Source organism: Pseudomaricurvus sp. HS19 (assembly GCF_009857815.1).
Classification (GTDB): domain Bacteria; phylum Pseudomonadota; class Gammaproteobacteria; order Pseudomonadales; family Cellvibrionaceae; genus Pseudomaricurvus.
Window position 1 is genome coordinate 1272286 of record NZ_WVVW01000001.1, and the last position, 23839, is coordinate 1296124.

The 23839-nt window shown below is 50.5% G+C and carries 23 protein-coding genes and 2 tRNA genes; 10 read left to right on the forward strand and 15 right to left on the reverse strand.

Going from position 1 to position 23839, the window contains the following annotated elements:
* Positions 1 to 34: 34 nt before the first annotated feature.
* From rplT to GSF27_RS05720, 7 genes are all read right to left on the reverse strand, one after another.
* On the reverse strand, positions 35 to 391 hold the full coding sequence (gene rplT, locus GSF27_RS05690) for a 50S ribosomal protein L20 (protein WP_160966542.1): 357 nt from the start codon (positions 389 to 391) through the stop codon (positions 35 to 37).
* A gap of 42 nt (positions 392 to 433) precedes the next feature.
* Complete coding sequence (gene rpmI / locus GSF27_RS05695; protein WP_160966544.1) at positions 434 to 628, reverse strand: 50S ribosomal protein L35; 195 nt, start codon at positions 626 to 628, stop codon at positions 434 to 436.
* Between the two features lie 137 nt (positions 629 to 765).
* Positions 766 to 1305, reverse strand: coding sequence for a translation initiation factor IF-3 (gene infC, locus GSF27_RS05700; protein ID WP_160967527.1), 540 nt, complete (start codon positions 1303 to 1305; stop codon positions 766 to 768).
* Positions 1306 to 1348: 43 nt separating this feature from the next.
* Positions 1349 to 3271: a threonine--tRNA ligase gene (gene thrS, locus GSF27_RS05705; protein ID WP_160966546.1), complete on the reverse strand. Its 1923-nt coding sequence runs from the start codon at positions 3269 to 3271 to the stop codon at positions 1349 to 1351.
* A gap of 153 nt (positions 3272 to 3424) precedes the next feature.
* A complete protein-coding gene (gene purK, locus GSF27_RS05710) occupies positions 3425 to 4498 on the reverse strand; it encodes a 5-(carboxyamino)imidazole ribonucleotide synthase (RefSeq protein WP_160966548.1) in 1074 nt (357 codons plus the stop codon).
* A 63-nt stretch (positions 4499 to 4561) separates the two neighbouring features.
* A complete protein-coding gene (purE, locus tag GSF27_RS05715) occupies positions 4562 to 5050 on the reverse strand; it encodes a 5-(carboxyamino)imidazole ribonucleotide mutase (protein ID WP_160966550.1) in 489 nt (162 codons plus the stop codon).
* 278 nt (positions 5051 to 5328) lie between these two features.
* Positions 5329 to 5405, reverse strand: a tRNA-Val gene (locus GSF27_RS05720).
* 251 nt (positions 5406 to 5656) lie between these two features.
* Between GSF27_RS05720 and GSF27_RS05725 the strand changes: the two genes are divergently transcribed.
* The 4 genes from GSF27_RS05725 (at position 5657) to GSF27_RS05740 (ending at position 9946) form a co-directional block, all read left to right on the forward strand.
* Positions 5657 to 6574: an NAD-dependent epimerase/dehydratase family protein gene (locus tag GSF27_RS05725; RefSeq protein ID WP_160966552.1), complete on the forward strand. Its 918-nt coding sequence runs from the start codon at positions 5657 to 5659 to the stop codon at positions 6572 to 6574.
* Positions 6568 to 7599 carry a glycosyltransferase family 4 protein gene (locus tag GSF27_RS05730; protein ID WP_160966554.1) on the forward strand — a complete coding sequence of 344 codons (1032 nt, stop codon included), beginning with the start codon at positions 6568 to 6570 and terminating at the stop codon, positions 7597 to 7599. Before GSF27_RS05725 ends, GSF27_RS05730 begins: the two co-directional genes overlap by 7 nt.
* Before the next feature lie 131 nt (positions 7600 to 7730).
* Positions 7731 to 7805, forward strand: a tRNA-Asn gene (locus GSF27_RS05735).
* 191 nt (positions 7806 to 7996) lie between these two features.
* Positions 7997 to 9946: a nucleoside-diphosphate sugar epimerase/dehydratase gene (locus tag GSF27_RS05740; RefSeq protein ID WP_160966556.1), complete on the forward strand. Its 1950-nt coding sequence runs from the start codon at positions 7997 to 7999 to the stop codon at positions 9944 to 9946.
* A gap of 176 nt (positions 9947 to 10122) precedes the next feature.
* Here the strand turns inward: GSF27_RS05740 and GSF27_RS05745 are convergent, their stop codons facing one another.
* Together GSF27_RS05745 and GSF27_RS05750 are read right to left on the reverse strand one after the other, a co-directional pair.
* Positions 10123 to 10416: a GIY-YIG nuclease family protein gene (locus GSF27_RS05745; RefSeq protein ID WP_160966558.1), complete on the reverse strand. Its 294-nt coding sequence runs from the start codon at positions 10414 to 10416 to the stop codon at positions 10123 to 10125.
* A 243-nt stretch (positions 10417 to 10659) separates the two neighbouring features.
* Positions 10660 to 12060: an MBL fold metallo-hydrolase RNA specificity domain-containing protein gene (locus GSF27_RS05750; RefSeq protein ID WP_160966560.1), complete on the reverse strand. Its 1401-nt coding sequence runs from the start codon at positions 12058 to 12060 to the stop codon at positions 10660 to 10662.
* A 180-nt stretch (positions 12061 to 12240) separates the two neighbouring features.
* Here GSF27_RS05750 and GSF27_RS05755 point away from each other — a divergent pair, with 180 nt between their 5' ends.
* The 5 genes from GSF27_RS05755 (at position 12241) to GSF27_RS05775 (ending at position 16667) form a co-directional block, all read left to right on the forward strand.
* Positions 12241 to 13362, forward strand: a complete 1122-nt coding sequence (locus GSF27_RS05755) for a glycosyltransferase (protein ID WP_160966562.1) — start codon at positions 12241 to 12243, stop codon at positions 13360 to 13362.
* 51 nt (positions 13363 to 13413) lie between these two features.
* A complete protein-coding gene (locus tag GSF27_RS05760) occupies positions 13414 to 13965 on the forward strand; it encodes a histidine phosphatase family protein (protein ID WP_160966564.1) in 552 nt (183 codons plus the stop codon).
* Positions 13966 to 14090: 125 nt separating this feature from the next.
* Positions 14091 to 15005 (forward strand): glycosyltransferase, encoded by a 915-nt coding sequence (locus GSF27_RS05765; RefSeq protein WP_160966566.1) that lies wholly within the window; start codon positions 14091 to 14093, stop codon positions 15003 to 15005.
* A gap of 2 nt (positions 15006 to 15007) precedes the next feature.
* Positions 15008 to 15799, forward strand: coding sequence for a glycosyltransferase family 2 protein (locus tag GSF27_RS18080; RefSeq protein ID WP_370462582.1), 792 nt, complete (start codon positions 15008 to 15010; stop codon positions 15797 to 15799).
* Positions 15792 to 16667 carry a sugar nucleotide-binding protein gene (locus GSF27_RS05775; protein WP_160966570.1) on the forward strand — a complete coding sequence of 292 codons (876 nt, stop codon included), beginning with the start codon at positions 15792 to 15794 and terminating at the stop codon, positions 16665 to 16667. Before GSF27_RS18080 ends, GSF27_RS05775 begins: the two co-directional genes overlap by 8 nt.
* Positions 16668 to 16800: 133 nt before the next feature.
* On the opposite strand, the gene GSF27_RS05780 is transcribed toward GSF27_RS05775, so the two are convergent.
* The 3 genes from GSF27_RS05780 to GSF27_RS05790 form a co-directional block, all read right to left on the reverse strand.
* Positions 16801 to 17541 (reverse strand): class I SAM-dependent methyltransferase, encoded by a 741-nt coding sequence (locus tag GSF27_RS05780; RefSeq protein ID WP_160966572.1) that lies wholly within the window; start codon positions 17539 to 17541, stop codon positions 16801 to 16803.
* A gap of 168 nt (positions 17542 to 17709) precedes the next feature.
* Positions 17710 to 18381: a hypothetical protein gene (locus tag GSF27_RS05785; protein WP_160966574.1), complete on the reverse strand. Its 672-nt coding sequence runs from the start codon at positions 18379 to 18381 to the stop codon at positions 17710 to 17712.
* Positions 18378 to 19265 carry a hypothetical protein gene (locus GSF27_RS05790; RefSeq protein WP_160966576.1) on the reverse strand — a complete coding sequence of 296 codons (888 nt, stop codon included), beginning with the start codon at positions 19263 to 19265 and terminating at the stop codon, positions 18378 to 18380. The genes GSF27_RS05785 and GSF27_RS05790 overlap by 4 nt, the downstream gene beginning before the upstream one ends.
* 238 nt (positions 19266 to 19503) lie before the next feature.
* Between GSF27_RS05790 and GSF27_RS05795 the strand changes: the two genes are divergently transcribed.
* Positions 19504 to 20217, forward strand: coding sequence for a hypothetical protein (locus GSF27_RS05795; RefSeq protein WP_160966578.1), 714 nt, complete (start codon positions 19504 to 19506; stop codon positions 20215 to 20217).
* Positions 20218 to 20768: 551 nt separating this feature from the next.
* On the opposite strand, the gene GSF27_RS05800 is transcribed toward GSF27_RS05795, so the two are convergent.
* Genes GSF27_RS05800 through GSF27_RS05810 form a run of 3 tightly spaced genes read right to left on the reverse strand, consistent with a single transcriptional unit; the run spans position 20769 to position 23805 of the window.
* Positions 20769 to 22175 carry an HAD family hydrolase gene (locus GSF27_RS05800; protein ID WP_160966580.1) on the reverse strand — a complete coding sequence of 469 codons (1407 nt, stop codon included), beginning with the start codon at positions 22173 to 22175 and terminating at the stop codon, positions 20769 to 20771.
* Positions 22172 to 22888, reverse strand: a complete 717-nt coding sequence (locus tag GSF27_RS05805; RefSeq protein WP_160966582.1) for a cytidylyltransferase domain-containing protein — start codon at positions 22886 to 22888, stop codon at positions 22172 to 22174. The genes GSF27_RS05800 and GSF27_RS05805 overlap by 4 nt, the downstream gene beginning before the upstream one ends.
* Positions 22885 to 23805: an NAD(P)-dependent oxidoreductase gene (locus GSF27_RS05810; RefSeq protein ID WP_160966584.1), complete on the reverse strand. Its 921-nt coding sequence runs from the start codon at positions 23803 to 23805 to the stop codon at positions 22885 to 22887. Before GSF27_RS05810 ends, GSF27_RS05805 begins: the two co-directional genes overlap by 4 nt.
* Between the last annotated feature and the right edge of the window lie 34 nt (positions 23806 to 23839).

Sequence of the window (23839 nt, forward strand, 5' to 3'; positions counted from 1 at the left end):
TTTCGCATTCGTACTGAATAGGAACGCCGGCCGATTAGGCCAGAGCTGCTTTTGCCTGGGCTACAACAGCTGCAAACGCTACCTTGTCGTGTACGGCCAGATCAGCCAGAACGCGACGGTCCAGTTCGATACTTGCTTTCTTCAGACCAGCGATCAGGCGGCTGTAGGACAGACCTTCCTGACGAGACTGGGCATTGATACGGGTGATCCACAGAGCACGGAAGTTGCGCTTCTTGACCTTACGGTCGCGGTAAGCGTACTGACCAGCTTTGATAACCGCCTGCTTGGCAACGCGGAATACACGTGAACGTGCACCGTAGTAGCCTTTAGCCTGCTTCAGGATCTTCTTGTGACGACGACGCGCCTCTACACCACGTTTTACACGAGCCATGGTTTCTTCCTCTTAAAATGTGTCTACGTTAAACCAGGCCAATTACTTGGCGCGGAGCATGCGATCTACTGCTGGTACGTCCGCTGCATTCAGCGTGCTGGTACCGCGCAGCTGACGCTTACGCTTGGTAGTCATTTTGGTGAGGATGTGGCTCTTGAAAGCGTGTTTGTGCTTGTAGCCGGCACCGGTTTTCTTGAAGCGCTTGGCGGCGCCACTGTGTACTTTAGCTTTTGGCATGAGAATACTCTCGATTTTAAGTTAAACAAATTCACTAACGCAGAACCGAAAACGACATTGCATCCGATACATCCGGGCGCAATGCCGAAAGTCCTGCCAAGTGCCATATAAAGTCATCCAGGCAGCTAAAAGCCCGATCACTTTCTCTTTTTGGGGGCAATAACCATGAGCAGCTGACGACCTTCCATCTTCGGATACTGCTCTACGGTGCCAATCTCTGCCAGGTCGGTTTCGATGCGTTTCATCATCTCCATGCCGAGCTCCTGGTGAGCCATTTCACGACCGCGGTAGCGGAGTGAAACCTTGACCTTGTCCCCTTCCTCGAGGAATCGACTAACATTACGAAGCTTAATCTTGTAGTCCCCGATATCCGTCCCTGGGCGAAACTTCATTTCTTTTACTTGCTGCTGCTTTTGCTTCTTTTTGTTGGCATTCTGAGTCTTCTTTTGATCGAAGAGGTGCTTGCCGTAGTCCATAATCTTACAGACCGGCGGCTCGGCATCACCGTTCATCAATACCACATCCAGGCCAGCAGCCTGAGCTTGCTCCAACGCGTCTTCCAGGCTGACAACACCCACCTGGCTTCCGTCCGCTCCAATCAGAAGTACTTCTGACGCCTCAATTTGATCGTTAATGGGCGCCTTCTTGGAACGTCCTTTGGAATTATCTCGTTTGATAGCAAAAATCTCCTAAATCCTGACCGCGCTTTATAACGCTGGCCTACAACGACGAGCGGCCGCGACGTGCAACGTCCGCGGCCAAGAGTTCTGCGAAAGCCTCTGTGCTCATCGATCCCAGGTCTTCGCCGGTGCGTGTACGAACGCTGACGGACCCTGTCTCCACCTCTTTATCCCCAACAGTAAGCAGGTAAGGGATCTTCTGAATGGTGTGCTCGCGGATTTTAAAGCCGATCTTCTCATTTCTCAAGTCGGAGATAGCCCGGAACCCCTTGTTTCTCAAGGATTCTTCCACTTTTTGCACAAATTCCGCCTGGTTGTCGGTGATATTCATGATCACCGCCTGCTGTGGTGCCAGCCAGGCCGGGAAAGCCCCCTCATAATGCTCGATGAGAATGCCGATAAAACGCTCGAAAGAACCCAGGATGGCACGGTGCAGCATGACCGGAGTCTTGCGGGAACCATCTTCCGCCACATATTGGGCGTCCAGGCGGCCGGGCATGGAGAAATCCACCTGAATGGTGCCGCACTGCCAAACCCGGCCCAGGCAATCCTTCAGGGAGAATTCGATCTTCGGACCGTAGAAAGCGCCCTCACCCGGCAGCAGCTCCCAGTCGTAACCCTGGGCATCCATGGCGTCCATCAACGCCTTCTCGGCCTTGTCCCACACTTCGTCGGAACCTACGCGCTGCTCCGGACGGGTGGAGATGCGGATAATCACATTCTCGAAGCCAAAGTCCTTGTAGACGCTGTAGAGCAGCGTCGTAAAGGTGGCCACCTCTTTCTGGATCGCCTCTTCGGCACAGAAAATGTGGGCGTCATCCTGGGTAAAGCCGCGCACGCGCATAATGCCCTGCAGGGTACCGGAGGCCTCATTGCGGTGGCAGGAGCCGAACTCCGCCAGACGCAGCGGCAGATCGCGGTAGCTCTTCAGGCCCTGATTGAACACCTGGATGTGACAGGGGCAGTTCATGGGCTTGACGGCGTAGTCGCGGGATTCAGACTCCACGGTAAACATGCTCTCGCGGAACTTGTCCCAGTGACCGGAGCGCTCCCACAGGGTGCGATCCACCACCTGCGGAGTCTTGATCTCCTGGTAGCCGTTATCGCGCTGCACCCGGCGCATGTACTCTTCAATAGTGGTGTAAATGCTCCAGCCATTGGGGTGCCAGAACACCATGCCCGGCGCCTCTTCCTGCAGGTGGAACAGGTTGAACTTCTTGCCCAGCTTGCGGTGGTCGCGCTTGACCGCCTCCTCCAGGAACAGCAGGTGCGCCTTCAGTGCTTTCTTGTCCGCAAAGGCCACACCGTAGATGCGCTGCAGCATTTTGTTGCTGGAGTCGCCGCGCCAGTAGGCGCCGTTCACATTCATCAGCTTGAAGTGATGGCAGAACTTCATGTTGGGCACGTGGGGACCACGGCACATGTCCACGTATTCTTCGTGATGATAGAGGCCGGGCTGATCGTCTTTGGCGATGTCGCGGTCGAGGATCTCCATCTTGTAGGACTCGCCACGGGATTCGAACACCTGCCGCGCCTCATCCCAGCTCACCTTCTTCTTGATGACGTCGTAGTCGGTCTTGGCCAACTCCAGCATGCGCTTCTCCAGCGCCTGCACATCTTCCTCGGTCAGCTTGTGGTCGAGGTCAACGTCGTAATAGAAGCCGTGCTCAATGGTAGGACCAATGGCCATCTTCACATCGGGCCACAGCTGCTTGATGGCATGACCCAGCAAGTGGGCACAGGAGTGACGGATCACCTCCAGGCCATCCTCATCTTTGGCTGTCAGGATGGACAGCTCCGCATCGTCGGTAATCAGGTCGCTGGCGTCCACGCGCTCGCCGTTTACACGGCCGGCAACGGTCGCCTTGGCAAGACCGGGGCCGATATCGGCGGCCACATCCATCACGGAAACGGGGTTGTCGAACTGGCGCTGGGAGCCATCAGGGAGGGTAATAACGGGCATGTCACATCCTGGATTCAGTGGTGATCCCTACGCAAGACCACGTGAAGTAAGAAAAAGTTAGGGCGGGAATTATAGAGAAGAGTGCCCGGGCTGGCTATCGCCACCCCGGAATCGGGCGCACATCAGGCAAAGAAACTGTCACAGGGTGCCGGATCAGCCTCCGGCGAGGGCATCCTCAACCCAGTCAATCACGCGACCATAGCGCTCGGGCAACAGCAGCTTGAGCTCATCAAGCCCCTGGATCAGGCGCTTGTCACCACTGTGGGTGAAGGTGATATGGCCCACTTTGCGGCCTTCACGCACCTCTTTGCCGTACCAGTAAGGCTCGGCACCGGAGATAGCCCACCAGCGCTCATCACGGGGAGTGCCCAGCAGGTTGATCATCACGTTCAGGCCTTTTACCTGTGGCTGTGCCAGAGGCACGCCGGCCACCGCACGCATGTGACTCTCGAACTGGCTGACGCTGGCACCGGCCTGGGTCCAGTGGGCGGTGTTGTGCACCCGGGGCGCCAACTCATTGACGATCAGTTCGTCGCCGACACGGAAACACTCCATGGCCATCACGCCCACATAGTCGAGACCGTCCAGCAGCTTACCCAGCATCTCCTCAGCCTTGGCCTGCAGCGGCTTCAGTCGTGGCAGCGGCGCCACGGAAGCCGTGAGCACACCGCCCAGCTGCAAGGTCAGGGTCAAGGGATAGAAGAATTTTTTACCTTCGCGATCACGAACGCCAACAATGGCCATCTCTTCGTCAAAGGCGATGCCTTTTTCGACAATGGCTTCGTTGCGCCAGTCGTCAGGGATTTGCGTGCCTTCAGCCTGCTTCAGCCAATACTGACCACGACCATCGTAACCGCCGGTGCGACGCTTCATCAGGGCGCGCTCACCCAGCTTACTGTAGACATCATCAGCACTGACGGTGTCATCCACCAGCAGCCACGGAGACGTGGCCAAGCCGAGGTCATCCAGCAACTGCTTTTGGGTGTAGCGATCGGCCAGACGGCCAAAGACATGCAGATTGAGGAAGTTGGGATGATTGGCCAGCGCCTGAGTGACGGGAGTGTCCGGCCACAGCTCGCGCTCGGCGGTCACCAGGTCGTCGGCAGCCAGCTCCGGCAACTGCTCGGAATCGATATCCACCGGGATGGCTTCCACCGCCAGAGGCATGGCAGCGTGCTTGAGCATGGAGCCCAGCTGACCGTGACCAAGAATCCAGACCTTACTCATCGCAACTCTCTTCAGGTAATCACCGGGGAAACGGTTACCGCCCCTCCGATGGCAACAACAGGATCAGGCGCGGGGGTCCGGGTTTTCCAGTACCGACTGCGACTGCTCGGTGCGGAATGCCTCAATGCGTCCCGCCAGCTCCGCATCCTGCAGAGAGAGAATTTGTGCGGCCATCAGGCCAGCGTTAAACGCACCGGCACCACCGATGGCCAGAGTACCAACAGCCACACCGCGAGGCATCTGCACAATGGACAACAGGCTGTCCTGGCCATTGAGGGCCTTGCTCTGTACTGGTACACCCAGCACCGGCAGGCGGGTTTTGGCGGCCGCCATGCCCGGCAGGTGTGCAGCACCGCCAGCACCGGCAACAATCACTTCAAAACCGTTATCCGCAGCGGTTTCGGCAAAGCTCATCAGCTTGTCCGGCGTGCGGTGGGCAGAAACCACTTCCACATGGTAAGCCACCTGCAGGCGATCCAGAATCTCGGCCGCCTCCTGCATGGTAGGCCAGTCGCTCTTTGAGCCCATGATAATGGCGATTTTTGGTTTCATGCTGTTATCCCCCGGGGTCTTCCCCCATGCTTCAGGGTGCCCCGGCTTCCGCGGAGCCCTAAACGAAAAAACCCGCAATAAAGCGGGTGCAGGCTACCAACAAATCCAATGCGTCATCGCGAGCGCAGCGCGGCGATCCAGGTCTACCGCTTGCACCGTATGGTGCCAGAATGGATTGCTTCGTCGCTGAAAAACGCTCCTCGCAATGACGAGGCGGGGTTTATCATCTGCCGGCAGCACCATTTCCCGCCGATAAGCATCGCCCGGGAAATGAAATTTGGTAGGACTACCCAGATTCGAACTGGGGACCTCTACCATGTCAAGGTAGCGCTCTAACCAACTGAGCTATAGTCCTGTGAATTCCTTTCTTCTCATTGAGGATGACGTCAGCCAGCCCTCAAACACCGAAAATACAGCATACGGCCCCGAAGAAGGCGCGTACTTTACCAGCACTACTGCAAGCAGGCAATACCCGGAAAACGGCTTATTTGACAGATTCTTAGCAGCCCCTCCAGCCTACTCAGCGCAGGGCTTTACCGCTAGACTGTGGCCAGAAAACAGGCCCGGACAGAAGCCTGCACTGAATAACAAGGATCATTCGGACAGATGCAAATAGCAGTTACCGGGGCAAACGGGTTTGTCGGCACAGCCCTCTGCAGCCACCTGGCCAAGCGCCAGCACCGGGTCATCGCCCTGCTCCGCAGCCCTGCTGCGCTCAACCAGTGGCCGGAAGACAGCAACTCCAGGGCAGTGAGCGTCGACTACAACGATGACTCCTCTTTACTTACCGTGCTCGCTGGCTGCGATGTAGTGGTTCACCTGATTGCCCGCACTCACTCGGCGGATTCCGCCGATGCCCTGAGGGACTATCTCAAGGTTAACCTGGAGCTGAGCGAACGTATTGCCAAACTGGCAGCCAGAGCCGGCATCCGACGCCTCGTCTACCTGAGTAGTATAAAAGCACTGGGAGAAGCCACCTGCGGCACTCCCTTCTCCAGCGGCAGCGAGCCACAGCCCACCACGCCCTATGGCATCAGCAAGCTGGAAACGGAGCAACGGCTGCAGGAACTCTGTCAGGAACTGGGCATGGAGCTGACAGTGGTGCGCCCACCCCTGATCTACGCCGCGCACGCCAAAGGCAATATTCACACCCTGCGCCGAGCCCTTGAGAAGGGCCTGCCCTTGCCGCTGGCCTCTATTCACAACCACCGCAGCATCGTGACCCTGCCCCACCTCTGCGAGCTGCTGCGCCACTGCTGCGAACTGCCACAGATGGCAGGGCAAACACTACTGACCAGCGACTGCCCGACACTTTCCACGCCGCAACTGGTGCGCAAAATTGCTGCTGATATTGGCCGCCCAGCCCGCCTTTTACCCATTCCGCCGGCACTGCTGCGATTAGCCGCTCGCTGCGTGGGCAAGAAGGAGATGGCCGATCGGCTGCTTGGGGACCTTGAAGTGGACGACAGCGCCACCCGCAAGCTGCTCGAATCCAGCTCAGCCACCCAGGGGGCCACATGCTGAACAGCCCCCACACCAGCTTCCTCATTCTGTTTTTGCTGCTCACCGTGGCCAGCTACGGGCTCACCTGGCTCTTTCTTTTATACGCCCGCCACCGCGGGGTCATCGACACGCCCAACGAGCGCAGCTCCCACAGCATCCCCACCCCCCGGGGCGGTGGCATATCCATCATTATCGGCTTTATCGCCATTTACCTGCTGACCGCCAACCGCGAGTGGATCCCCCAGGCTCCGGCCTGGGCCTTGCTGCTGGGGGGCTTACCGGTAGCACTGATCGGACTGCTGGACGACCACCACCCCGTCAGCAATCGCATTCGCCTTGCCGTGCACCTGCTGGCCGCAGCGGCTGCAGTTTGGGTGTTGCAACCACTGCCACACCTGCAGCTGGCCGGGCTCGATATTCGCCTGAGCGGTATCGGTGTGGTGTTTGTGGTCATCGGTATGGTGTGGATCCTGAATCTCTATAACTTTATGGATGGGATCGACGGCATCGCCGGTACCGAGGCGCTCTCCGTGATGGCCAGCGCGGCCATTATCCTGTTTGTCGCCGGAGAGGCGCACATCGGTGCCCCACTGTTGTTGCTGTGCGCTCCGGTGCTTGGCTTCCTGTTGCTCAACTGGAGTCCCGCGCGCATCTTTATGGGCGACGGCTGCAGCGGATTTCTCGGCCTGACCCTGGCCATACTGGCCCTCTACTACGCCAGCACCAGCAGCCTTAACCTCTGGTGCTGGGGCATATTACTGGGCTGCTTTATTGTCGATGCCAGCTGGACACTCGCTTATCGCCTGCTTAGCGGGCAGCAGTGGCACAGCCCTCATCGCAGCCACGCCTACCAGATTCTCAGCCGTCGCTGGAACTCCCACGCCAGAGTCACCCTGGCCACCGCCGCCGCCAACCTGCTCTGGTTGGCGCCCTGGGCGCTGGCAGCACAAGCCCTGCCGCAGTGGGGCTGGGCGTTTTTACTGATCAGCTACAGCCCGCTGGTGGTCCTTTGCGCCACCGTCAAAGCGGGTCAGCCGGACTCCTGAAGACTGCCTTTTTTGCTTATAAATCAATCGCTTAATTTTTAGATTATTTTGCCACTCAACCCTTGACGATACCGAATCGGCTCTATATTATACGCGCCATCTTGAGGGGCACAGACCACTCGGATACCCGTTCCGGCATAGCTCAGCGGTAGAGCAGTAGACTGTTAATCTATTGGTCCCTGGTTCGATCCCAGGTGCCGGAGCCACTTTCTAAAAGGCAGCTTATCAGCTGCCTTTTTTCGTTTTAGTCATACCCTCGGGCACTTCTACTGCCAGCACAGTCGGCTGCCTCACATTTCTCACTTCCCCTGCCGAAACACCTCATACTGACGCGCGTTTTTTTTTGCCGGCTGCTACACTGAGCGCATCTTGGCCACTTAACTTCGGATGCCGCAAATTGGATTTGCAACAAAGGGATCACAGCACGCTACGCAGACTGCTGGGAGCCGCAAGGCCCACCAAGCGTCTGGTCTCCGTTATCTATGACTCGCTGGCTCTGGGCGCTTCGCTTTATATCGCCTGGGCCCTGCGCCTTGGGCAACTGGACATCGCACCCACCCCGATTGATCTGACCTGCCTGGCAATCACCGTCGCCATTTCAATCTTCGTTTTTATCCGCCTTGGCCTGTACCGCGCCATCTTGCGCTATATGGCCCAGGAAGCCGTAGTCAGTATTGCCATTGGCCTGATTATCTCTGCTGTCACCCTGGCCGCCAGCAGCTTTTTCCTGAAGGGGACCATCCCCCGCTCTGTTCCAATCATCTATCTTCTGACCGCCTCCTTCCTTATCGGGCTGCCACGCCTGATGGTGCGCAATATCGTGCAGATGCTCTACCCCATCGGCGATATTAAGGTACTGATTTATGGCGCGGGCAGCGCCGGAAGAATGCTGGCAGATGCCTTGCGACCCAGCCGGGAATTTCAGGTAGTCGGCTTTCTTGATGACGATCCACGCCTGCGCGACACCCGTATCCGGGGCCTGCCGGTATACCCGGGCGAGGACGCTGGAGCACTGATCGCAAAACACCACTGTACAAAAGTTTTTCTCGCTCTCGGCGCTGCCGATCGGGTCGCCAAACTTGCGATCATCCGCCAGATGGAAAAATACCCAGTGCAGATCCAGACCATACCCCCACTGCTGGATCTTTCCCGGGGCGACGCCAACATCGAAGAGATTCGCAATATACAGATCGAAGAGCTACTGGGCCGCGACCCGGTACAACCTGTGCCCGAACTGATGCAGGCCAACATCCACAGCAAGGTGGTTATGGTGACCGGAGCCGGCGGGTCCATTGGCTCTGAACTGTGCCGACAGATTATCAAGCACGCTCCACAAACACTGATTCTGTTCGAGCTGAACGAATACAACCTCTACAACATTGAGGATGAGCTAAGTCACACCCCTGACCGCTCCGCTAACACAGAGCTGGTAGCCATGCTGGGTTCAGTGCAGGATCAGCAGCGCCTGGAAGCGGTGATGAAGCACTTTCAGGTGCAGACGGTATATCACGCCGCCGCCTACAAGCACGTTCCCCTTGTAGAGCACAATGTAATTGAAGGCACCCGCAACAATGTCTTTGGGACCTGGCACTGTGCACTGGCCGCAAGAAATACCGGCGTTGAAACTTTTGTGCTGATTTCCACCGACAAGGCAGTGCGCTCCACCAACATCATGGGCGCCAGCAAGCGGCTGGCTGAAATCGCCATTCAACTGGTCAGCAGAGATGCCCCCTCTACTCGCTTCGCGATTGTACGATTCGGCAACGTGCTGGGCTCATCGGGCTCTGTGGTGCCCAGGTTCCGCAGCCAGATTCAGATGGGCGGACCGGTTACGGTTACCCACCCGGATATTACCCGTTATTTCATGACCATACCCGAAGCCTCCCAACTGGTGATTCAGGCCGGGGCCATGTCCCAGGGCGGTGAGACTTTTGTACTGGAAATGGGAGAGCCTGTACGTATCGCCGACCTGGCTGCGGAAATGATTCGCCTGAGCGGCTACAGCGTGCGCGACACAGAGAACCCCCATGGCGATATAGAGATTATCTACTCTGGCCTGCGCCCAGGCGAAAAGCTCTACGAAGAGCTGCTACTGAGCGACAACGTTGTCGGCACGCAACACCCACGCATCACTCAGGCACGTGAACCGGAGGTAGACCCGGAAGAATTCCAGGAAGTACTTTCTTCACTACGAAAATCCTGTGAGGCACAGGACTTCCGAAGTGTCGCAGACATCATTCGCAACCTGAACTGCGTCTATGAAGGCAACGGATTTATTGTCGACAACCTTGCTGCCCCATCGGACGGGCCCGGCAGACATCCAAAGTTACACGTGGTTACCAAATAACAATCCATAAGCCAGGGTGTCATTGCGAGCGCAGCGTGGCAACCCATGCTCACTCCGGGCCGGCATCTGTGCCCACCATGGATTGCTTTGTCGTTGCACTCCTCGCAATGACGACGTGAGAAAACTTCCCGTCATTGCGAGCACAGCGAAGCAATCCATATTTGGCACAGCCCCCTTCAACCACACAGCTCCGGGTACAAATCCCTCCATTCAGGATTCATTCCTTCTATGAGAGCAATCTTCCTTGCTCTAGAGCCACCTTTGATTTGCTTCTCCCGCTCAATCGCACTGGTTATGCTCTCTGTCAGCTCAAAGTAGACCAACCGATCTACCGAGTACTTCGCTGTAAAGCCAGGCAGCAACTTCGATTTATGCTGCCAGATCCGATGTATCAGGTTACTGGTCACACCGGTATATAGCGTGCCCCGGTATTTGCTGGCCAGAATATAAACCGCCGGCTGTTTGTTCATGGCACCTCCTTGTGCACCCTAAAACATCTTGTTATCTCATATCTTGCCACACATGGTTTGCTTCGTTGCTGCGCGCCTCGCAATGACGGCCAGGAGAGAAATCCTTCACCCCCCAAACCCCGTCGTTGCGAGCGCAGCGCGGCAACCCATGTTCACTCCATACCCCAGAAACAGCGCCCATCGCAGACTCAACACCAGCCCCCGACAAAGCACATCAGGAAGAGAGCATTTTGCAATCTCAATTCACACCAATTCCGACGCTATACCCACCTCCCGCAAGGCATCTTTAAAAGCTTCACGTGCTTCGTCCTCACCGTGGACCACCCTAATCTCCCGGGGCGCCACCGGGATCCCCCGCACAAAACGCAACAGATCGGAACGACCGGCATGCGCAGAATACCCCCCAACCTGATGCACCCGGGCGTTGATGGTATAGCGCTCCCCATCCAGCTCAACCCAGCCATGACGCGGGCCATAAGTCAGGATATCCCGCCCCGGCGTGCCTGCGGCCTGATACCCCACAAACAACACATCGTTACGCTTATCCCCAAGCAGCGCCTTGAGATAGTTGACCACCCGACCACCGGCACACATACCAGAACCGGCGATCACGACACAGGGACGCCCGGATCGCGCCAGATGATGAACAACACGCAGATGGTCGTCATGAGAGTTAACCAGCATCATCTGCTCAAACGACAACGGATGCCGCCCGGACTCCACCAGCTCCCGGGCCTCCTCATCCCAATAGGGCTTAAGCTGCCGGTAAATGCGGGTGAATTCAGCAGCCAACGGGGAGTCCACTACCACAGCCAACTCCTTCCAGGGCAGGGAGGAATCCCCCACAGTTTTGTCACCAAACTCTGCTATCAACCCCTCGATTTCATACAACAGGTCCTGGGTGCGACCAATACTAAAGGCCGGGATCAGTACCGTACCGCCATCGGACAGGGCATTTTCCAACACCCGCTTCAGGCGGTAACGCCGATCCTCCCGGCTTTCATGATCCCGGTCACCGTAAGTGCTTTCGATGACCAGTCGGTCAGCGCGCTCGGGGGATTGCGGCTCCGGCAACAATGGCGCGTGAGGAGCGCCGAGATCCCCACTGAATACAACCCTCTCTGTGCTTCCTGAAACCTGCGCATCGCACTCCACGTATGCGGAACCGAGAATGTGGCCGGCACGTTGCAACCTGACCGCCAAAGAGCGCCCCTCTTCAGCGAAAACCTCGTGCCACTGATTGTAAGCAAGCGGCACAATACGGGAGCGAATGGCACCGAGTACCCGCTCAATCAGCCGCCGGTCGCGAGTGAACCCGATCCGCAGCGCATCCTCCAGAATTTCCGGCAACATAATCGCCGATGGCCTGGAGCAAATAATGGGGCCGCGAAAGCCGGCAGCCAGCAGATAAGGGATGCGCCCCACATGGTCAATATGCACATGGGTCACCACAAGCGCCCGGATATGGGCTATGGAAAAGTCGATGGCGAGATTATTGGCCGACGCCTGATGGCCCCCGTCCCGCCCCTGAAACAGACCGCAGTCCACCAGAATACCGGCTCTTTCCTCGGCATCCCCCAGCGACAACTCGTGACACGAACCGGTGACGCCACTAAAGGCGCCATGATGTTGAATGGTGATCATAATTACACTCCCTGTGTAGAAACCGGCCTCCATGGCCGAGCCAGAGCTATTGGGTTAGGATACAATGATCCCACTCTGGCATTGGGATCACCGACAGGCGCCGCACAATAAATGGAAAAAATCCGTCCCAATCCCAAAGCAGCTCCTGCCAACTCAATTTACCGCAAAGATCCGCTTTGAATGTATAACGTCCTTCACATCTACAGAACTTTCTTTCCGGACACCCAAGGCGGCGCGGAAGAGGTAATCCGTCAGCTCGCCAATGCCGCCATCAATAGCGGTGAAGCCCGGGTGCGTGTATTGGTGCCCAGCAAGCAGTGCCGAAACGTCGAGAAGATCACCTTCGAGAATATTGAAGTCATCCGTGTACCGGAACTCTTTGAGATCGCGTCCTGCAATGTTTACCGCGGTGGCTTCAGGGAACTGTGGAATCAGGTGAAATGGGCGGACATCGTCCACTACCACTTCCCCTGGCCCTTTCAGGATCTGCTGCACTTTGCCTTTGTGGCACCGCAGAAGAAGAAGACCGTGGTCACCTACCACTCCGACATTGTCCGGCAAAAACTGCTGGGGGCACTCTACTCCCCTTTACAGAACCTGTTCCTGAAATCGGTGGACCGTATCGTAGCCACCTCCCCCAACTACCTGGAATCCAGCCCGGTACTGCAGAAATTCAAGCATAAAGTGGATGTGGTGCCGCTGGGGCTGGATGAGGCCACCATGGCACAGCCCACTCCGGAAGCTACTGCCTGGGTGGAAAAGCAGTTTCCCCAGCCGTTTTTCTTCTTTATTGGCGTACTGCGGTATTACAAGGGCTTGCACTTCCTGATAGAAGCGGCCGCCCAAACCGGACTGGAAGTGGTCATTGCAGGTGATGGCCCGGAGCGTGAGAATCTACTGGCTCTCAAACAACAACTTAAAGCCGACAACGTTCATATCATTGGACGCGTTACCGATGAACAGAAAGCGGCCTTATTTATGGCCTGCAGGGCGTTTGTACTGCCCTCTCATGTACGTTCTGAAGCCTTTGGCGTGGTTCTTCTGGAGGCTATGTACTATGGCAAGGCGATGATTACTACCAACCTGGATACAGGAGTATCGTTTGCCAACTCGCACAATGAAACAGGCCTGAAAGTAAGTCCAGCCACGTCGTCTGAGCTGGGCACGGCGATGCAGGAACTTTCAACCGACCAAATACTAGCCAAATCGATGGGGAAGGCTGCACGACGAAGATACGAAAACCTGTTTACTATGAGCCTATTTAGTCATAGCCACTTAGAAATATATGGGCAGCTGCGCTAGAAATAGCCACACACTCCACCCCTGCAATCAAAAAAGCGAAAGGATAAAACGTTGGCAAAGCTTATTATTATGCGGCACGCAGAAGCGTTCAACCAGAAACTACATGTATTATCAGGCGATTCTGAGTTTCCGTTAACCGCAAAGGGGATCGAACAAGCGCAGAGACTACCGGTCGAGTACGCTGATTTAATATCTGGAATCAGCAAAATATACTGCTCTAACGTCGGTCGATGCCTACAAACTATTCAACCCATGTTAAAATTACACCCAGAAAAAGAGCTCATTGAAGAGCAAAGTCTTAGAGAGATAAACGTTGGCACCCTTTACTGCCAGGATTACGACTCTATCATTGGGCAAGAAGCATATTCCGACTTCGGCTATAGCTCCGGTGCTGCGTTTCCTTCTGGCGAAGACTTTTCACGCTTTAGCGAACGCGTACTAAACTTTTACCACAACATCAAAAACTCTCAAGAAGACTGTCTTCTGGTAAGCCACTCCGGAGTTCTGAATATTATTTTACATCACTATTACTCTATAGACTTCAAACAATTTCCTTTCTTCAACATCAAAAATGCATACCCCTATTCCCTCGAGTACAAATGAAAATACTTTTTTATCTGCACAACTATCAGATTAACGGCTCGAACATGGCCGCCCTTAACTTTATGCTGGGAATACGGAGTCAAAGCAATTACACATTTTCGGCCTCTGCCAAAGAGCGGGGCCCAATGCAAAACCTCTTCAACTCATATAAAATTACTAATTTTGTAGAGGAACCATGCACTGAAACCGCACTGCAACATGATCAAATTATCGTAAACTCACTTATTCGGTTTGATGCTATATCATTTGTTTGCGCGCAAAAAATACCTTTTCTCCAGTTCGTACACGAAGACTGGGCACCATCGGATTTCATAGGCGGCATACATCCAGATTGGGGGTGGTACTTACCGATCTGGGAGGACCTTCAGGATAATATTGGCCAAGCTAAAAGCATTGTTTTTCCAGCAAAATACTTAGCATCACACTATTCTTCCTACAACACCTCTGTCATATATAACCCGGTCAATGGCGAAAGCTTAACGGGAATAAAGAGAATGGAAACCCACAGTAAAAAGCTGGACATAATCAATATCGGAACAATAAACCGCCGAAAAAACCAAGGAATGATCATTGATTATTGCGTGAACAGTAATGACGTCGAATCCGCAAGATTTTTTGGACTTAGAACCATAAGAGACCATGAAACTGAATATGCCCAAAATCTGATGAAAAAAGCAGCATCAAATCCACACTGCAGATTTGAATTTAACGAGACTCACTTTCCCCTATCTTTTAAGTTCTCCGATAAAACCATTTTCGCACTCACCTCAATTGGAGAGGTCCTTCCCTGTACGATCCAAGAAATGATGCACATCGGCATCCCGGTTGTAGCGCCTGCAATGTTCGGCATCCCTGAAATAATCAACCCAGAAAAGACGGGAATGCTCTACACACCCAACGACATGTCTTCCTTGAGCAACGCAATCAACTTGGCCTACTCCAGAAGAAGCAGTATCTCTAAGGCCGCAAAAGCTTTTTCTGAAGAAAACTTTAGCCTAAACCGACAATCTAAAAAGCTATTGGACTTACTGGAAATCTGATGATGTACTCTGTAGTGATCCCCTACTTCAACCATGGCTTATATCTACCAGAACTACTCCATTGCCTCGAAAATCAATTCAGGCACATAGGTGAAATAATTTTTGTTGATGACGGCTCAACGACCGGGGACCTGTACACACGACTAAAAAACTACAAAGGCCCTGTCAAGTCAAAGATTGAGTACATTCACAAAATCAACGGCGGTACACATAGCGCTTTAAACCTTGGTATCGTGCGTGCTAGTCATGAACACATAGCGATCCTAAACTCTGACGACCTTTTTGACGCGTACAGACTCGAACGATGTGATGACTTACTACATGATCATCAAGCTGACCTAATCTTTGGGAAAGTTACCTTCATCGATACCAATGGAGGCGCATACCCCGCCCCAATGCGGCATGAATGGTACAACATTGGATTGAACGCGGTTTCCAACTATGAATTTTTTCCCGCTTTACTTATTCAAGAAAACATAGCTGTAACCACATCCAACTTCACATTCAAACGGTCACTATTCAATACTCTTGGCGGATTTAGGCCGTTCAGGTATGCAAACGATTTGGACTTTCTGATAAGGGCGACACTGAATTCCCCCTACCACTTTGACCAAGAAGAGGTTCATACAAACTACAGGCTACATGATAGCAACACAATATCCGAGAGCGCCGACCTGACCACTCACGAAGTATCTTGTATTGCTCGTGACCTACGAAGCCAATTTCACGAAAAAGGCTCTAGTGTATACCGCGAATACCTGAAGGCTTGTGAAATCCGAGGCCTGAATGTCTAAGAAAGTACACATCATTGGATCAAACGGTTACGTTGGAAAGGCAATTTTTTCTGAGCTGTCAAAAACTGAGTCGATACATACGACAGGGTTTAGCAGAAGACTGATAGATAATTCATGCCACCCGATAGAATCGGCGAAAGATTATGCCAGTTATCTAACCAAAGAAAAGCCGGACTTTTTGATCCTGGCAACCGGGAGCCCGTCGGTTGACGCCTCACAGATTGACCCTGACACGAGCTTAAGCACCAACTTTATCGAACCAAGTACATACTTAAACGCACTGCTGGAATTATCACCAAACACCATCCCGGTTCTTATTTCTAGTATTTATGTATTTTCACCACAAAACAATAACCCTTTAAAAAGCACTTTCGATGAACTCTCACCTCCAAATCCTTCAAGCGTTTATGGTCAACACAAACTCCTATTGGAAGACTATACCATTGATAATTTTGAAAACTTTCTAATTCTTCGGCTTCCTTTTCTTCTTGGCAATCAACACTCCAAAAGCGACTTTATAAATACGGTTGTTAATTCTTCAAGTATTCTTGATAAACTCGAGATATCAGATACCGGACGAAGGTTTCCTACAGATGTAGTGTGGACTGCAAAAAAAATCAAACAGCTTATTGAGCAGCAGGTTACCGGAATAAGACACCTTTCGGGATCAACAGCGATGACCAAATATGCCTTGGCCTGCAAAATCCTAGAAGAACTAGGAAACGCGCCGCAGAGAGAGATATCCATCGGAACAACGAATGAGTCCTGGAAACGGCCAGACTATCTACAGCTTAGGTCACACTACATTTCAGAGGAGCGAGACTCATTCGATCTAAGGAAAATCCTTATTCGCTATGGCCTAATATAGGCATTACAGGTAACTCTAAGCACTGGGTGACTTTTCTGAGCTCCTCCCCAACATTAGTCACAGACATAAATGCAATGCCACATACAGAAAATCCTCTTTCTGAACGGTCGGCCTAAAACGTCCGCATCGTCTCCTAAAAAACTTTTGAATAACCACTTTGATAGTCACGAATCATCTTGGCCTCGCGCATGAATTCAGCGTTAAGAATGAGAACAGTTTCGTGAAGCATGGAACGAACATCCCTACAAAATAGCGTGAAGGCATCAATCATCGCGCCACCGCCCCAATTCACACACTCCTGAAAAACAACATGTCCCCCAGAATTTTTTACCAACTCTGCATAGTTATATGCACTTACGTCTTCACCTCTATCATGCTTGTTATCCGTCCCAGCACCTGAGTCAGCCCAGTTTGAATGATGGATGAATGCAACACCATTTTGGCTAAGCTTGGATAGAATCTGAGGAACATAAGTTTGGTGCACGTCCATATTTACATGCACAAGGGAATCAAATGAAAATACAAAGTCGAAACTGCCATCCTCGACGCAATCAAGTGATAATCCGTCGTTGACGTGAAAGTCTACTCCCTCAATGCTTGAAAAGCGTTGCTTACAGAATTCAACACATTCCGCAGAGAGGTCGACTCCTTTGTATAACCCATAGCAATATTCCAGCAGGTAACGGCTAAACTTCCCATACCCAGGCGCTATTTCCAAAATATTTCTAAAAGGAAGAAAGCGATGCAACCTTGGATAAAGACTGCCAAACCATTGAGCCTCACTCCCACCCCAGCTTTTGCTCCACTCCTCCCCGTACTCACTCCATGTATAGCCCCCGTCCCACCATGCTTTATTCCACCCTAAATCTGGCATACCGACTCCTTTAGTGTTCTACGCCAAATTGACTTGATGCGAGGCTTCTGCCAACCCCTACCCGTTCGTGTTAGGATACATAATTTCAGTAAGCACAAGATAAAAGGTTGACTCCAGTGAGAAATTCTTTTTGATTCAATCGAAAAAGTAATCGGCCCGTCAGAGACCCTAACAATCTTGATGCTCTTGAGAAAAGCAAAGAGTACATCGTCTTTCTGAATCAACTATTTTTGAAAACTTCCTCGATGACAGGAATACAATATCATCACATCCCAGTTCGGCTTTTAATTCAGACATTTTTCTATCGACATCACCTGAATTGACACCAGGATCCAATCTTCGATCCACATCCCTGATAACACGTAGAGGGCAATAATTTATCATTGGCGGAGAAGCAAAGGCGAATGAGTAGCTCTTTATTTTGTTCTCCTGTGCCCAAGAAGATATCGCTGTTGTTGTAGTTCCGCTTATCAAAGCCTCATCGACAAAGAGTATTTTCTCATGAGAGATCTCATGCTCAACACGTGACAAAAATCGTTCATAGTACAAACTTCTTTCTCCCGTAGCCATCCCCAGAGTTCTTGAAACTTTTTGCCTTCGAAATATATCAAGATACTTGAGCCCCAGCGCTTCGGCCATAACAGACGCGTACTGTATTCCTGTATTTGGAATTGGAACAACGCATTGATACTCAATACCACGCTTTACAATCTCCTGGGCAAGCGCTAGCGAAAGATCACGCCTGTATTCCTCAACAGAAATTGAATCGACAACATGTTCCTTACTATATGTGTATATAAGATTAAAAGAACATTTATCTGGGGTAATCTCATACATCATAAAATATTCAACACCATACGTTTTGCAACAAAATCACCATGAAATGGAGATAATTGTTGCGGTCGCTTAACTTTTAATACTGAAAAGTTCGTGGAAAAATTCGCAATCAGACAAAGTTCTTTCAACTCTGAAAGCACAGGATTCTCTTTATGCAGGATAACCGCCCCTCCAAGCCAAAGCTTCTCCAGCAGAGATGAAGTTATCCGGAGATTGGGTTCATATAGATACTTCGAACTCTTAAGACTGGAGTACCAATCTGAAGATCCATGTGAAAGCCGTCTGCCAATGTCACACAGTGACAAATCCCTGCCAAGCAATTCATCCCAGCGCTTTAGTTCAGCATTAGAAAAAATCGTAGCCCTTGAATCCAACTCATGTAACAACAACTTAATATTCTGTGATCGTTCCGGCTCCGCCATGACCAACAATTGAATGTCCATATCATGACGCTCAACAGGCTCATCCTCCTCGCCCAAGTATTCAAATGGATAAATAAACCATTGGCACCCAGAGATCACCGCCTGCCCACCAAAAATAGCAGTCAAACTACTATCCTCTTCCCGACTGCGCGAATAAAAATAAATCTGAGTGCTCTTGATAGACTTCAGTTCGTCGACCGGAAAATTGCAAAAATCATCTAGAAAAGGAATTACTATACTTTTCGAGCCCTCAGGCAGGGACCGCAAAAATGACACTACCTCAGGGGTACAGGTAAAGAAAATAAACAGGTCGTAATCAACTACACTAGAAGACTCAAAGCTCAGTACATCTGTTTTATATCCGGCGAGCCTAAAACCATGAAGTAAAGCCCGGGCTTCAATTTCCCCACTACCCGGATTAACTATACTTCTACTAGGATGAACAAAAAGAACCCTACCCTTCACAAAACCTCCGGATTAACGACCCCATACTCCCTTGCAAGTCAGCGAATAATCTAAACAGCACATCCGCCTCCCCCGAATTGAAGCTTGGGGGGCGGCTTCATTATATACCCAACCAAATTACGCATATGAATGTGCATCGTCTCCAAGTTTTGGGGGGCGAACAATATCCGTAGTTGTTGGTAGCAAATCATGGAGCTGATAAAATAGCAAAAATTCTGACCTGACCGCCAGCGCACTCATGAAAATTGAATCGTCAACTACCAAGCAAGCTGTAACAATCAAAATCTACCAGACTTATTATCTCAATGAACATCAAGATTTTCTTGACCCTAAATTCCACCCGCTTGATGTCTCAAACAACCCTAAAAATGAACATTACGAAATCGAGTACCTTAAATCTTTCTTTCTAAGCCAGGAATTCCTGACCGCTGATTATCTGGGGCTGGTTTCCTGGAAGCTAGCTGACAAAACTCGCCTGACTGCCAACGAGATATTTCAGTTTGTTCAAAACTCGCCAGGAAAAGACCTCTACATATTTTCAAAGTACCCCCATATAGCAAAGCAGGATTTTAATGTATGGACCCATGGCGAACAACGACACCCCGGGATCTGTGCCCTTGCAGATAATCTGTTTGAAAAAGCCGCTCTTCCCTTTAGGACATCCACAACTGGACGCAATGATATAGACTCACTTTCCTGGTGTAATTTTTGGGTCGGGAACGCCAAGTTTTGGTCATATTACGGCGAAGTACTTATTAAATTACTCAAGACCATTGATCACATGCCTGAAGATGAAAGGCAAAAGTATTATGATTCAACACTTCACTATGGGGAGTATAAAACTCCAATGTTTCCGTTCATCTTCGAAAGGTTGATCTCAACGATATTGAAGCACAACCCAAACTTTAGTCATATAACTTTCCTTCAAGCTAATTGCGATATACTTAAGTAATAGGTCCTGAAAATCCAAAAGAAATATCACTCACTTTGCAGCGGTAAACTAATTCTGGACAGTGATATAGGGCTTTCTTCTTGCACTGCTGGTGGCAATCAATTGTAAAACTTCCCCGTTCTCGAAAGATCGACAGGAATTGTTAATTTTTACATTTTGACAACGACAACACTCTGCCCCATGAAAGCCAGAAAATCTATACTCTTAAGCATCTCGTAGTCGTCACTATTCAATTTGTAAATTTCTTCAATCTTATCACGATCATGATCTCGAATTACTCCCTCTCTCTTAAAAGACAATCGATCAATTTCGCCAAGCTCATTGTGTACACAGCGACCAGCCTTATTAGTATTAAATTTTGTACCTATCAGGTCCAACTTTATGTAGTCATTAAAAAATGTCATCGCCAGTAAAATCCTTTTTATAGAACATGAACTCCAAGAAATCCCTTCAGACAAATACCTAAAAACTGCAATCAAGATCTTATTACTTGAGGCCTAACGATGCAGTTAGGTCTCAAATAAACCAAGCTTATGTATTAGATCCTTTAGCTAGCCGTATAGTACGCCTTCTATTGAATTGAAAACCTCAAGCATATTATCTTCTCGAGTCTCATGAGAAACATAACCCCACTTTGCCTGCATCACCTTTAGCCGCTCCACCCAACTACACTTCTCCAAATGCTGTTCGGAGTCGTCTACAAACAAGGCCTCCCGGATATGATTCCTCTTAATGTAATCATCCATAAAGTTCGCCTTTCCGCCATACTCTTCAAACGTTTTAGCATCAAATATCTCTAAATCTCTAGCCAATCCATGATTTTGTAACAGCGCATTTACAGTAGTTTTATCTTTAGTCGTTACGATCACTATATTCTGGCTATTATTGATATATTCAACAAATTTTTCCGCCCCATCATACATACGGTTCAGGGCGAGCCACTCCTGCCAGAAATTATTTCGGATGACTTGTCTTGTCGCAAAAAACGCAGCCTGAAAATCCTTAGCACTCGCTCCAGGCTCTGACGGCAGGTAGTCCGTGAAACACTCATCATTACCGTCATCGATTGACTTTAACAGGTAGTGGTAATTCCAGGCAGGTCCGATCAGATAGCGCTGTGCCATGAATCGGCGGGAATGTTCACTACTTAAGTCTAATTCATCCAGACGCTTGATTCGCTGCGTCGTCAGCAGCGCTATGGCATAGGCTTCTACGACTGAATCAAATATCACCCCATCAAAATCAAGAAAGACAACCCTGTCACGTTCACACCTTTGCTTTTGATGCAATGCAGACAACGCCTCAACCGCCTCCAAATCCTCTTGGGCATTAATGTCCAACCCGGACAACTTAGAAACTTGAAACTTATAGGGCTTCTTGCCGACGTAATAACGCTCCCTTAAAATGGCCTCTCTTTCGCGCATAAAGAGTCCATTAGTAACTTTGTAGGTTGGGCTGAGGCCTAGCCTCCTAGGTTGTTGGGAGTCACAATTGTAATTCAGAGGCTGCACGTCGGACCAAAGATAATCGTAAATACGATTAACCGCCATAAGGCTGTCATACTCACCACTGCCAAAAATCTCAAAATAGCACTGGAATGCGAGCATATAGTCACGCTCATCCATCAAAGGGCAAACCGCCGATACCCAAGCGACATGCTTATGGGGGATATCTCTTATAACATCCACAATGACATCACCAAAAGGTCCCTGACTTTCAGAAGCCAGATCTTTCGAACGATGATGAACATTCACTCCTTCCGTTAATGCTAGAGCTTTCACCTCTTCCGAATAGGAACTAACATATATGTGATTCGAATCGACCACGTGTTTAAGCTGCCGTATTTTCCAGGTCAGCAGAGGTGTTTCGTCGCTACCAAACTTTGCCAGCGCATTTCGAATAAGATCATTCCCACCCTGTTGAGCTGGAATTACGACTGCCAGGTCATCGATTCTCATACAATATTATTCTCCCTGAGCCAACGCTCAGTTCTTAATATATCTTCCCGGTTATGGACGTCAAATGAGTTTTCCACAATGATCGGGTGAACATTTTTCCCAAGAAATGCCCAAGGCTTAAAGCCATCTTGCCTGGCAATTGATTGCTTAACATTCAGCGCCCAAAAATTATGGCAGAGAAAATAATTCGCTGGTAAATCTTGTCGATTGGACGAAATATCCTGATCCCCGAAGTCGAAATAAGGTACCAAAGCCCCTTTCTCGTTAAGCTTCTTAGCCCTAAATGGGTGATGATCCTGCTCAACATATGCAGGTACAACCGCAGATATAGACGGGTCAGTAGTTAGCATGCTGATGGCCTGCGATAACCATTCGGACTTAATGGTTGCAGAGTTTGCCAACATGACGATCAATATATCTATTTCAGAGCCGCTCGCCTTTTCAATTTCGCCGATACCGTGAAGTATGGTATCTACATGGCGTGAATCAGGGGCAGCGAGCTCGGCTGGGCGCTGAATCCTCCCGAATCCACAATCCTCGCCCGCCTTCAATATCTTTTCATCGTCGCTGCTAATATAACAATTTTCAATATTAACTACTTTTGACGCTGCTCGAGCTGGATAAGATAGCAACGGCTGACCAAACACAGGTAACACGTTTTTATCGGGTAATGTGTTATTTCCACGACCGGTCAGCAAACAGAACACATTCATAGTAGTACTCGCATCGCATCGGCATAGGTGGATTTTAACCCCACCTCAAGAGAGACTTTTGGGTTCCAACCGTAACTTTGTAGCTTTTCACAGTTAGCATAGGTTCCGAACTGATCACCTTCAAAGCCACCTACATTAGTGATTTTCACATCTTTTTGCCCTGACTCCCGAACAATATGAGCAATCAGTATATCCACCGTCGTCTTGACTCCCGTTCCAACATTGAAAATCTGCCCATCCAAAGAATTATCTATACCCATGATTAATGCATCAACAACATCATCTATGTAGACAAAATCACGATATCTTGATAGCGAACCCGTCACATCAATCTTTCCGCTCTGGATAAGTTGAGCAACATAGATACTGAGCATTCCCTGTTTCAAATTTGCCAAATCCTGACCCGGACCATAAACATTAAACAGACGAAATATCGTTGATTTAACACCCCTTTTTCGAAAAAGCTTTATGTAAGTTTCGGCGCAAACTTTTGAAACTCCATAATTGGAACAAGGTTCCATCTGAAAATCTTCAGATATAGGAAGCTCATGGTCGCCATAGACCGCCATAGAAGAGGTAAAAATAATTTTGCTTTGCATGGCATGAGCCAGCCTGCATACATTTAAAGATCCTTTGACGTTTGTATCCACATCAAGAGTCGGATTCTCCTGCGAAATAAGGCCAGATGTCTGAGACGCGAGATGAAATATTACATGGAACTTTTCCTTAACCAATTTCCACAATGAATCGACATCAGAAATATCTCCACCTACATATTTAACGCCCTGAACAGGATTCTCCAGCGATTCGATTTTTACAGAGAGATCAAAAACAACCACATTATGTAGCAAATCCACAAGCCGTCCGGCCAGCGCAGTTCCAATAAAACCCGCACCACCGGTGATTAACACGTTCATTTATATTCACCTTACAAGCGAAGAACAGCCATGA